Origin of the sequence: Vagococcus zengguangii, from assembly GCF_005145005.1 — a bacterium.
GTDB lineage: Bacteria > Bacillota > Bacilli > Lactobacillales > Vagococcaceae > Vagococcus_A > Vagococcus_A zengguangii.
The window spans coordinates 1,553,267-1,565,069 of record NZ_CP039712.1 but is presented as its reverse complement, the minus strand read 5'-3'; the positions used below and the strand labels follow the sequence as shown (position 1 = coordinate 1,565,069).

13 protein-coding genes are annotated in these 11,803 nt (G+C 35.6%); 9 read left to right on the top strand and 4 right to left on the bottom strand.

Going from position 1 to position 11,803, the window contains the following annotated elements:
* Window positions 1–7: 7 nt before the first annotated feature.
* Window positions 8–949: a 3'-5' exoribonuclease YhaM family protein gene (locus FA707_RS07435; protein WP_136953627.1), complete on the top strand. Its 942-nt coding sequence runs from the start codon at window positions 8–10 to the stop codon at window positions 947–949.
* A gap of 55 nt (window positions 950–1,004) precedes the next feature.
* Here FA707_RS07435 and FA707_RS07430 read toward each other — a convergent pair whose 3' ends face one another.
* The 3 genes from FA707_RS07430 to FA707_RS07420 form a co-directional block, all read right to left on the bottom strand.
* Window positions 1,005–2,000, bottom strand: a complete 996-nt coding sequence (locus FA707_RS07430) for a peptidylprolyl isomerase (protein ID WP_136953626.1) — start codon at window positions 1,998–2,000, stop codon at window positions 1,005–1,007.
* 144 nt (window positions 2,001–2,144) lie between these two features.
* A complete protein-coding gene (locus FA707_RS07425; RefSeq protein WP_136953625.1) occupies window positions 2,145–2,522 on the bottom strand; it encodes a YtxH domain-containing protein in 378 nt (125 codons plus the stop codon).
* 1 nt (window position 2,523) lies between these two features.
* Complete coding sequence (locus FA707_RS07420) at window positions 2,524–2,949, bottom strand: HIT family protein (protein ID WP_136953624.1); 426 nt, start codon at window positions 2,947–2,949, stop codon at window positions 2,524–2,526.
* Window positions 2,950–3,075: 126 nt separating this feature from the next.
* Here FA707_RS07420 and FA707_RS07415 point away from each other — a divergent pair, with 126 nt between their 5' ends.
* The 4 genes from FA707_RS07415 (at window position 3,076) to trmB (ending at window position 6,609) form a co-directional block, all read left to right on the top strand.
* Entirely contained in the window at window positions 3,076–3,813 is a 738-nt protein-coding gene (locus tag FA707_RS07415) for an ABC transporter ATP-binding protein (protein ID WP_136953623.1), read from the top strand.
* The gene (locus FA707_RS07410) at window positions 3,813–5,021 is read left to right on the top strand and encodes an ABC transporter permease (protein WP_136953622.1); all 1,209 of its coding nucleotides are present in this window, start codon (window positions 3,813–3,815) and stop codon (window positions 5,019–5,021) included. The genes FA707_RS07415 and FA707_RS07410 overlap by 1 nt, the downstream gene beginning before the upstream one ends.
* Window positions 5,022–5,132: 111 nt before the next feature.
* Window positions 5,133–5,918, top strand: a complete 786-nt coding sequence (locus FA707_RS07405; RefSeq protein WP_168177371.1) for a phosphotransferase family protein — start codon at window positions 5,133–5,135, stop codon at window positions 5,916–5,918.
* A 49-nt stretch (window positions 5,919–5,967) separates the two neighbouring features.
* Window positions 5,968–6,609, top strand: coding sequence for a tRNA (guanosine(46)-N7)-methyltransferase TrmB (gene trmB / locus FA707_RS07400; RefSeq protein WP_136953620.1), 642 nt, complete (start codon window positions 5,968–5,970; stop codon window positions 6,607–6,609).
* Window positions 6,610–6,663: 54 nt separating this feature from the next.
* Here trmB and FA707_RS07395 read toward each other — a convergent pair whose 3' ends face one another.
* Window positions 6,664–7,635 carry an Rgg/GadR/MutR family transcriptional regulator gene (locus tag FA707_RS07395; protein ID WP_136953619.1) on the bottom strand — a complete coding sequence of 324 codons (972 nt, stop codon included), beginning with the start codon at window positions 7,633–7,635 and terminating at the stop codon, window positions 6,664–6,666.
* A gap of 89 nt (window positions 7,636–7,724) precedes the next feature.
* On the opposite strand from FA707_RS07395, the gene FA707_RS07390 reads away from it, so the two are divergent.
* From FA707_RS07390 to FA707_RS07375, 4 genes are all read left to right on the top strand, one after another.
* A complete protein-coding gene (locus FA707_RS07390; RefSeq protein WP_136953618.1) occupies window positions 7,725–9,335 on the top strand; it encodes an ATP-binding cassette domain-containing protein in 1,611 nt (536 codons plus the stop codon).
* A 184-nt stretch (window positions 9,336–9,519) separates the two neighbouring features.
* On the top strand, window positions 9,520–10,251 hold the full coding sequence (locus FA707_RS07385) for a methionine ABC transporter ATP-binding protein (RefSeq protein ID WP_136953617.1): 732 nt from the start codon (window positions 9,520–9,522) through the stop codon (window positions 10,249–10,251).
* Window positions 10,248–10,928, top strand: a complete 681-nt coding sequence (locus FA707_RS07380) for a methionine ABC transporter permease (RefSeq protein WP_136953616.1) — start codon at window positions 10,248–10,250, stop codon at window positions 10,926–10,928. The genes FA707_RS07385 and FA707_RS07380 overlap by 4 nt, the downstream gene beginning before the upstream one ends.
* Window positions 10,929–10,941: 13 nt before the next feature.
* Entirely contained in the window at window positions 10,942–11,766 is an 825-nt protein-coding gene (locus FA707_RS07375) for a MetQ/NlpA family ABC transporter substrate-binding protein (RefSeq protein ID WP_136953615.1), read from the top strand.
* The last annotated feature ends 37 nt before the right edge of the window (window positions 11,767–11,803 follow it).

Sequence of the window (11,803 nt, the reverse complement as noted above, 5' to 3'; positions counted from 1 at the left end):
AGGAACGATGAAGAAATTAAAAGAATTAACATTAGATGAAACATTTGAAATATTTGTACTATTAAAAAACGCTGATGTACGTGTTGCAAAAAATGGTAAGAAGTTTATCGCGTTTACTTTTCAAGATAAGTCAGGCACGATTGACGGGAAGTTTTGGGGAGCAAGTGAGGATGAAATCAGTAAATTCACTGCAGGAAAAGTCGTCCTTTTAGGCGGAAAACGCGAAGCCTATCAAAATGCACCACAAATTAAAATTTTGAATATGCGTTTAGCAACGGAGTTAGAGCCAAATGATCCGAGTTTATATATGGAAGCAGCTCCGATGACACGTGAAGCGATGGAAGAAGAAATTCAACAAGTGATTTTTGATATTCAAAATGCCACGTGGAATCGCATTGTTCGTCATCTTTATACAAAGTATCACGAGGCCTTTTACGAATTTCCAGCCGCAAAACGTAATCATCATGCCTTTTCTGGAGGATTGGCTTTCCATACGCTATCAATGTTGCGACTGGCAAAAGGTATCACCCATTTTTATCCAGAAGTCAATCAATCGTTATTGTACGCAGGTACATTATTACATGATTTAGGAAAGGTAATCGAGCTTTCGGGTTCAGTGAGCACTGAATATACGCTAGCAGGTAATTTACTGGGACATATTGTCATTATTGATGAAGAGATTACGAAGACTTGTGAGGAGTTAAAGTTGGATCAAATGTCTGAAGATGTGATTGTCTTGAAACATATGGTATTGTCACATCATGGCTTGTTAGAATATGGCTCACCAGTTAGGCCACAAATTATGGAAGCGGAAATCTTGCATCAATTAGATAATCTGGATGCGTCAATTCAGATGATGTTAGGAGCTTTACGCTCGATTGAACCGGGTGAGAGAACAGAACGAATCTTTGGTTTGGACAACCGAAATTTCTATTTACCCAAATGTTAAATTAAATAAATAGTAAAAAAACGTTGTTCCCAAATCGGGAACAACGTTTTTTATATTATTTAGATGCTTCTGTTGATTCTTCAGTTGCTTTTGAAGATTCAGTTGTTTTAGCTGAATCTTTTGTAGAAGACTCAGTAGATTTTTCATCTTCTTGGATGAATTGGCTAATGACTGAAGAAATATCTTCATCTTTAACTTTTACATTAGCTTTTTTGAATTCTTTGCTGATAACGTCCACTTGGAATTCGCTATCGTTCTTTTTGTTATCTTTTACGATATTAGTTAATTGATCTTTGAAAGGTGTCATATCATTACCTTTTTCTTGATTTTTAACCATTTTCACGATGTAGTAGTTTGTAACTTCTTGGTAGTTAGCATCGTATGAAGTGACTTTGATTAAGTCTGATACAGTACCATCTTTTAATTTGTATGCAGCTATTTTAACTTCATCTGGAACAGTTGTATCAGTGGAATCAAATTTAGTGGTTCCTTTATCAGCAGCTGATTCTAATGTAGAGTTTTCTTTAGCTAATTTAGCAAAATCAGCGTCTTTTTTCTTCGCTTCCTCTAAAACTTTTTTCGCTTCTTTTTCGTCTGTCATGGCGATTATTTGAGTTTCTACTTCTGGATGGAAGTTAGCCCAAACTTCTTTCAAGTCAGCGTCTTTAACTTTAATATGAGCTTCTAACATTTTTTCAAAGGCAGCATTAGCAGTTAAAGCTTCTTTATAAGACTCTTCAGTTAAGCCTTGTTGAGATAAAGCTGAAGCGAATGAATCGCCATATTGATCTTTTGTCTCTTTGAACATTTTGTCAACTTCTTTTGAATCCACTTTATCGCCGTAAGCGTTCATGGCTACTTTATGTAAAATCATGTTGGTGATTTTTGATTGAACAGTACTATCTGTTTTTACTTCGTTGTAGACATCTACAGCTGTGATAGTATCACCTTTCATTGTAATAACGTCTTCATTTTTTTCAGATGAACATGCCGCTAACGTAGTGGCACAAATGAATCCAATAATCGCTAATTTAAACTTTTTGCTTTTCATTTTGTGACTCCATTTCTCATGATTTAGTTATGTATGTTTTTCTATCCTATAATAATATACCATACTTTAAATTTATTAAAACTATAGTAAAGTAAATTCTATTAAATATTTAAACATATATAACTTAAACGAAACTTAAAAAAACTATTTTTGCGGGCTATTAAAATCGTTAAGATGTTGTTTAATTTGTTCAGTCGTCTGTTTAATTTCTTTAATACGTGGTTTTGATTGGAACTTGAACGCTTCGATAGTTTCTTTCGTTTCGCTAGCAATTTTGGGTAAGGTTTCTTGTGCGACTGCTTTAAAGTTCGCTAATGATTGGTTTAAATCGGTTAAACTTTGTTGCATCTCATTCACATTTTGGACGGATGTATCGATTGCATTGACCATGTTGTCTTTTGATTGATTAACATCACTAGAAAATTTTTGACGTAAATCTTTGCCACTTTTAGGTGCATAAAGTAAACCTAACGCTCCACCGATAAGTGAACCGAACAAGATTCCTTTAGAAAATTTAGCCATATTAGTTCACCTCATTTTTAATGGCTTCAGCAATAGCCAACATTTCTTCTGTTGAATATTTTGTTTGGTTGTTGCCAAACTTCAAACCGAAATCGTCATCAGTAGCATAACGTGGAATTAAGTGGATATGAGAATGGAAGACTGATTGGTACGCTAGTTCCTTATTGTTGTTAATTAAGTTTAAGCCTTGCATCTCTGGAAAAGCTTTTTCTAACGCACGGGCGATTTTGGGTACACGCGCAAATAGACTAGCAGCTAAGTCATCATCGTATTCGAAAATATCTGTGACATGCTTTTTAGGGATAACTAGTGTGTGACCTTTCGTAACTTGTGATAAATCTAAAAAGGCGAATACCTCATCGTCTTCATAGACTTTATAGCTTGGAATGTCACCTGAAATGATTTTACAAAAAATACAGTCTGTCATGTTTGTTCCCTCCTGAGTGAGTCATATAAGTTAATGATAAGGAAAGTCTTATTTAAAGTCAAAAGGAAATGATTGTAAAAACACAATTATGTTATAATATAGTGGAGTTCATATAGGAGGAAAAAAATGAGTTTAAAAATAGATAATCTAACAGGGGGTTACGGCCATTTACCTGTTTTAAAAGATATTAGTTTTGACGTGTCGTCCGGTGAATTAGTTGGTTTAATCGGATTAAATGGAGCCGGTAAAAGTACGACGATTAAAAACATCATCGGTCTTTTAACACCACAAAAAGGTGAAATCACGATTGATGGTGAGCAATTAAAAAATAATCCATCTGTTTATCGTAAAAAAATTGGCTATATCCCAGAAACGCCTGCTCTGTACGAAGAATTGACGTTAAAAGAGCACATCGAAATTACATGTATGGCGTATGATATTCCGTTAGAAGAAGGGATGAAGCGAGCAGAAAGTTTATTGAAAACCTTCCGTCTCGAAAATAAATTAGAATGGTTTCCGTCAAATTTTTCAAAAGGAATGAAACAAAAGGTGATGATTTTATGTGCCTTTTTAATTGAACCAAGTTTGTATATTATTGATGAACCTTTTTTAGGATTAGATCCATTAGCGATTCACGCCTTGTTAGAATTGATGAACGAAATGAAAGAACAAGGGGCAGCTATTTTAATGTCAACACATATTTTAGCGACCGCTGAAAAATATTGTGATCGTTTTGTCGTGTTACATGAAGGGAAAATACGAGCAGTAGGTACGATGGCTGAGTTGCGCCGAGAGTTTTCATTACCTGAAGCGTCACTTGATGAAATCTATGTTAAGCTGACCGAGGAAGAGGGGAATGCTTAATGGCAGAACTGTTCCAATTACGCTTAAGTCGTTACCAAAAGAAATTATTTCGATATCTGAAGTATGTCTTTAATGATCACATGTCATTGTTATTACTATTTTTAGTCGGTGGTTTTGTTTTTTATTATACAGAATTTATTAAAGTTATTGCGGAGCATCCGCTGATGATTAAGGTATTAGTCGGTTTTATCTGGTTAGGTGCTTTATCTATCGGTCGATTGGCGACCTTGGTCGAAGAAGCTGATAAAGTTTTTTTACTACCTAAAGAAAAAGAAATTAGCCGCTATTTAAATCAGGCATTTAAGCATTCATTAATGCTTCCTATGTTTGTTATAGTCCTTGTCGTGGCGTTGTCTGGACCGCTATTGTTAACAGATGCTAGTCAAACGTTTATCGGCTTATCACCATTTTTATTCATGATGTTGGCATTTAAATTTTCTCATCTGCAACTGCAACAACAGGCTTTGTATCAGTTGCCGGCTAAACAGAAGAAAACGGCGACTCGCAATTTGTGGTTAATAGCTGTCCTTTTTATTGGTTTAGGTTTACTTTTTAATCCGGTTCTTGCGATGTGTGGCTCACTAGGATGGGTCCTTAGCTTCAATAAAGAAACGAAACGAATCTTAGCTCAGGGGATTTTCGACTGGGACCAGGCGATTAAAGCTGAAAATAGTCGTCAGAAAAAAATCTATCAGTTTATTAATTTATTCACGGATGTGCCAGGTATTAAGAGTCAAGTCAAACGTCGTAGCTATTTCGATGGCTTGATAACAAAAGTCACGAAAAATGATAAAAATCCGTATGTCTATTTGTTTGCGAGAAGTTTTGTACGTGGTAATGAATTTAGTGGGATGTTTGTGAGGTTGTTATTAGTAGCGATTGTCATGTTATGGTTCGCGAAGAGTTTATACATGGCTTTACCTATTAGTTTAGTCGCTATCTTTTTAATTGGTTTCCAATTAATTCCGATGTATCACCAATTTGATTACATGGTTATGACCCAACTATATCCTGTTCCGGACAGTCAGAAGCAAAAGGGACTCCAAAAAGTAATGGCGGTGTTATTACTGCTTGCTGCTGTGATTTTGGCTATTGTTTTAGCTATCACAGTCAATGGTTTAGCTAATAAAGGCTTAGCCGTTGCAGCGACTATTGCGTTTAGTTTAGTTCTAAGCTACCTTTATGTGCCACTGCGTCTCAAAAAATAAAAACCTATGTTACGATATCCTATCTTGACGTTTAAGACATTGCGATATACAATAGAAAATGCTAGTTTTTCTTGAAGAGAGTTTAATTACTAAGAAATGGTGGAGGGAAGTATGGAAACTGATTTTCAATTTGATAATACTTGGACCCTGCACTCCATTGCGGGAGATACCGGTAAGTCTTATATGGGCATTCGCAATACTGAAAAAGTATTCATAAAACGTAATACCACACCGTTTCTGGCTGCACTTTCTCAAGAAGGCGTTGCGCCTAAACTGTTGTGGACAAAGCGAACAGGGACCGGCGATATTATCACAGCCCAAGAATGGCTTGACGGAAACGTTTTAAGCGCGGCTGATATGAAAGAAAACCAAGAAGTGATTAAATTATTATTGCGTTTACATCATTCAAGTTCTCTAAAAAATATGTTAAGCAAAGTTGGCGGACATAAACGTAGCGCCTTTGATTTTTTAAGAGAATATGCACAAGATGTACCGCAAGAATTAAAAGATAATCATTATTTACATCGTGTCTTTAGATATTTAGAAGATCATTTACCAAGCGATACGGATAGTTGTGTGTGTCATGGTGATCCGGTTCATCACAACTGGTACGTGTCGAATGATCAACGCTTATATTTAGTCGATTGGGACAATTGCGTACTTGCGGATCCAGTTGTTGATGTCGCATATATATTATGTCGCTATATTCCTAAAGATGAATGGCAAGCGTGGTTACAAGCATACGGTGTGGAAGTGACACCCGATTATATGCAAAAAGTTCAGTGGTACATTGGCATGATGTTGTTACTAAATATCAAGCATTACCATTTGCAACAAAATAATGAAAAAATAGAACAAGAATTAAAGTTATTAAAAGACTATTTTATTTTTGAATAAGTTGAGCAAGTGCAGACTCGCTCAGCTTTTTCTATGAAGAGGAGTAATTATGAGAGTTAGAAACAAACCATGGGCAAAAGAGTTAATCGAACAAAATCCCCAATACGTTGTAGAAAATCCTGAAAGCCATAAAGGAAAATGGCAAGAACGCTTTGAAAAGGTTCAACCCTTACATATCGAAGTCGGTTCTGGTAAAGGTCGTTTTATCGTAGGAATGGCGAAACAAAATCCAGATATTAACTATATCGCGATTGAATTAGAAGAAAGTGTTTTAGTCTCAATTCTAGAAAAACAATTAGAAGAAAAATTACCTAATTTGCAAATATTACACGTTAACGGCTCAGCCTTAACGGAGTATTTTGAAGCAGGCGAAGTTGATTTATTATACTTAAACTTTTCTGATCCATGGCCAAAAACACGCCATGCGAAGCGTCGTTTAACATATAAAACATTTTTAGCAACGTATGAAACGATCTTAGTCGATAACGGTGAAGTTCACTTCAAAACCGATAACCGCGGTTTATTTGAATATTCATTAGTCAGTTTCTCGGAATATGGCATGCGTTTAAAACAAGTCTGGTTAGACTTACATGCTTCTGACTTTGAAGGAAATGTGATGACCGAATACGAAGAGAAGTTCTCAAGTAAAGGCCAACCAATTTATCGCGTTGAAGCACAATTTGTGAAATAAATATAGACTAGGCAAACTACTCAGATGCAAGAGTGGTTTGCCTGTTTTTTTGTCTTAAACAATATAAATATAGACGGAAAATGCTCCTTGTTGTTCTGAGTATTCCATATTTTTTCGTTCTTCTGTTATTTTTTTTCCTAGTTCAGGTAATCCTATTAGATTATAGGTTTCTATCAGTTGTTGGAAAAGTCGTTCGCCTTCTTGATTATTCCCCATTTTATTTTGTAACAATGATTCATAAAACATTAAACGCATAGCGTAACGTGTATCTGGAGTTGTTTTTAGATGGTCTCTTATTTTTTTGAGAATGAGTTTGGCTTCATCAAATGCATCCAAGTTTAAGGCTACTGAAAAACAAGTCAAAAAAACATTAAAAATCATTTCTTGGTTTCCTGGAAGGTGTTGATAGTTTTTGGCTCTTTTGGTTGCTTGATTCATTAATTTCATAAGTAAATCAATGGGCATAGCAATGGCAAAACGATTCATTAAAGAAATTTCATACACTCCCCAGTTATCAACCGAAAGTAAGTATTGGATAATCGGTGATAAATAGGATTGTACTTTTGTTTGGCAATAACTTAATTTCAGTTGTTTATCATGTGCGGAGAGTTCATACCACATCTGATTATTAATTAATACAAATTGGTAATAATGAGCTAAACGTAAACTAGGATGCTTTTGTAAATATGTAAAAAATTCTTGTGATTTTTGTATTAATTGTTGATGTAGTTGAGAAAATAACTCTTTATCGTAACCGACTACACTATTCGTTATATTTTGGTACTGGTTCATTAATATGTCTTCATAGCTCTTTTCTAAAGTCGATTGTTCTAAAAGAGCCTGTACTTCATCAAAAGAAACTTCTAATTTATTCATCAAGCGAATAAAGCGGTCATAAGATAATTTCGATTGATTTTTTTCAAATTGGGCAATGAGTGAAATGGACAGTTGTTCATCGGATAATTCTTTTAATCTCATGCCTTTATTTGTTCTTAAATAGTGAAATACCTCACCATAAGTTTTCATCTGCTCACCTCTATATTTACAGTATATTGTAATTTTAGTTTAACGTTCTTTTATTTATTTTACAATCAAAGTGAAAGGAAGTGGTTGAGATGTTAATTATTAAATATGGGAAAAAAAGAGAATGGTTGCTTTGTTTGGCTTTATTTTTGGTTGTATCATTTCAAGGATTAATGATGGCGTATATTGTGAGTGGTTTTACTACTGCCGCCACCCAACAAGATAGTCAGTTGTTCAAACGAGTTCTAATAGTAGGCATTACACTGTTAACTCTTTTTGCCGTGGTAAACTATTTGTCGAAATTGAGTAAAATTAAGTTAATCAAATCAATTAATCAATCGCTAAGGTCTAGAGTGATGTCGGTATATTTGAATAGCAATGATAAAGCGTTAAGTAAAGAAGGACTAGCGTTTCTAACTAATGATTTAAAACAGTTAGAAACGAATGCTTTACAAGTCGAATTAATGGCGATAACGTGTCTTTTTACAGTTGTTATTTCCGTGTTCGGTGCGTTGCTATTTGATGTTCGTATGACGATCGTCTTCTTTATTGGTTCGTTACTACCCTTAATTATTGGCAAGTTAACTAAAAGGAAAATAACAAAAGCTAGCGCTGAGTGGCAAAGAACTAATCAACAATACGTCAGAATGGTCAAAGATACGTTAGATGGTTTAACGACAATCAAAACTTATCAAACGATACAGCCCATGGAAAGACGTGCAACAGTCGCAACTAATCAATTAGAAAATAAATTAGCGACTATGAATAAAATAGTCTCACTATCAGATACCTTTGTTTATTTGGTTTCATGGATATCAGGCATGATGTTGCCTTTTGCGGTGGGTATTTATTTGGTCATTGAAGGGCAACTAAGTTTGGGCATTTTTATGGGCGTGCTCCAATTATCCAATAACTTTGTTAACCCGTTGATTCAGATGATGCAATTGAAAAATCAAAAAGCGACCACAGATGCTATTATCGAGAACTTGGAGGTAATCCTTGCTACGGAGAATACAAGTTCACTAAATGAATTTGAGCCTCAGGAGCACATTAAGTTTGATTCATTGGAACTAAGCGGTGCTATCGTTTCAGATGGACAGCATGTCTTAATGCCGTCTACTAATTTAAAAGTGAAAGAAAACGAAAAAATCCTAATTACCGCGCCGTCAGGTTATGGGAAAAGTACATTGTTAAAAGTACTGCAAGGGCATCATGAGTTAAGTACAGGTAAATATTTTATTAATAATCAAATAGTAAAAAAACTTTCCCAATTAGAATTACAACGTTACTTTGCTTATGTCCAGCAAACACCTTATATTTTTAACAGTAGTATATTATTCAATGTAACGCTCGGCGAAGATTATTCAGACGAGGCGCTTGAGCATGTCATCGAACAAGTTGGGTTGGCGGATGTTGTTGCTGAAAAGGGCTGGGATTATTTGTTAGGTGAGGGACAAGGCGATTTGTCAGGTGGGCAAATTCAACGGTTAGAAATTGCTAGAGCTTTATTAAGGAAGCGTCCGGTTTTATTAATTGATGAAGGGACTTCTGCACTAGACAAACAAACTTCGTTAACAATTCGTGATATAATTAACGCTTATCCTGGTACAGTAATTGAAGTCGGGCATAAATTAAGTACAGAAGAACAACGTGGCTTTGATCGTGTGATACCACTCGATAAACAAGCAAGAGAAGCGAGTTAGCTTCTCTTTTTTTGTTTTAAAAATACAAAATTGTTCTTTGTGTAACAGTTAGAAACTCTGTAATAGTTGGTATGATAGGCTCGTTAATTTTTCAGGAAAATTATTTTTGTGTTTTTCACAAGGTTTCTTTGAGCTTGTGTTCATACTATGGCATTATGGTGTCTATCAGGAGGTGCAGTAGCGAGTGATTGAATTAAAAAATATCTCGAAAATATATCAGCAAAACCAAAAGAATATAACAGCTTTAAATTCTGTATCGCTCCGCATTAAACCAAATGAATTTTTCGGTTTAGTTGGTGAGAGTGGTTCGGGAAAATCAACTTTATTAAAGTTAATGAATCGCTTAGAAGTTCCCACTTCAGGTGATATTTTGATAAATGGTCAATCATTGAATCAAATGAATGAGCAAGAACTAAGAAAAATGGTTCAAAAGACGGCGATGATTTTTCAACAGTTTAATTTGTTGCAAAATCAAACGGTCAAGCAGAACGTGAAGTTACCATTGAAATTACAGGGAAAATCAGATGATGCGTTAGTTGCTAATGTTTTGGAATTTGTTGGGATGACACCATTCCAAGACAAGTATCCCGTACAACTAAGTGGCGGGCAAAAACAACGAGTCGCCATTGCCAGAGCGTTAGTGACGAAACCAGATATTTTATTGTGTGACGAACCGACCTCGGCGCTTGACTCACAGAATAGCTTTGAAGTCATGAAGCTCCTTAAGCAAGTGCAGACGGAATTCGGCACCACCGTGATTTTTGTCAGCCATGAATTACCGTTAATAAAACAATGGTGCCAGCGCGCAGGCATCATGGAAAAAGGCAATTTATTAGCGGTGATTGAAGTGGAACCTGAAGAGGTTGTCACACAATCAGCCAATTACTATCAGCAAGTTGTGGAGTATTTGCAATGAAAGAAATAATCGAAGTTTTTAATACGTACCGAGTAGAACTATTTACCGCGTGTGCGCAAACCGGATTAATGTTGCTCGTGTCGATGACGGTAGCACTTTTGATTGGACTACCGATGGGGACCTTAATTTTCTTAGGAAAAACCGATCAACTAAAACACCCAGCGATGAAATTTTTATCCAAATTAGCGATTGTCTATGTTGACGTAGTCCGTTCGTTTCCATTTCTATTATTAGTCGTGGCCTTGATTCCTTTTACGCGTTTAGTACTGGGGACCTCATTTGGAACAGGCGCAGCTTCACTCCCACTCTCATTTGTGGCGGTGGCTCAGTACGGTCGGATGGTTGAACAATCACTACTGGATGTGCCAGTCGAAACGATTGCTTTAGCCAAATCTCTTGGAGCAACCTTACGTCAATTTATTTTTAATTTCTTATACGTGGAAGCACGTTCTAGTTTAGTCTTGAGTTTTACAACAGTGACAATTGGAATGGTCTCTTATTCAACTATCATGGGGGTCGTTGGTGGTGGAGGTATTGGGGATTTTGCCATTCGTTATGGCTATCAATCGTATGAGTTTATTTTAATGTATTTGACCATTGTGTTAATGATTGTGATGGTCGTCTTGATTCAATTATTGGGTTCATTTGTATCAAAAAAAATAGATAAAAGAAGATAAGGGAGAGTTATAAATGAAGAAAACATTAGTCTTATTAGCAAGTTTTGCCGTTTTATTAGGAGGATGCACGAGCAATAAAAATTCTGACAGCCAAAGCAAAGAGTCAGAGAAAAAAGTCATTAAAGTCGCTTCTCAAATGGAGTCAGTGGCGGATATTTTAGAAATTGCCAACAAAGAAGCCGAAAAAGAAGGCTACACGATTGAGATGGTACGCGTTAATGATAACGTGCAATACAATAAATTATTAAATGATAAAGAAGTTGACGCTAATTTAGCACAACACAAACCATTTATGGAAGACTTCAACGAAGCCTATAAAGGTAATTTAGTGGTTGTTCAACCCGTGTATGATGCAAAAGTTGGATTCTACTCAAAAGAATATAAAAACATTGAAGATATTCCGAACGGTAAAAAAGTTGCTTTACCAAACGATCCATCAAATCAAGGTCGCGCCTTAGCCATTCTAGATGAAAAAGGCTTAATCAAATTAAAAGACGGTGTGGCGTTTGAAGGAACAGTTAAAGATATTGTTGAAAATCCTAAAGATTTTGATTTTAAAGAAATCGACTTAGTAAACTTAGCTTCAGCGTATGACGAACCAGATATGGCACTAGTTTACAACTACCCAACTTACTTGAAAAAAATCAATTTAACACCGGAAGACGCGTTATTCTTAGAAACACCAAACGACAATCATTTTGCGATTAGTTTAGTGGCTCGTGAAGACAATCAGGACTCAGAAGCGATTCAAGTCTTGAAAAAAGCCGTTGCCAGTGATGGTGTCCGTGACTACTTACAAAATGAAGAAAATAAAGTGTCGTTAATTCCATCATTTTAAGCGAAAGCAAAAACCAGACATGACTTAATCGTCGTGT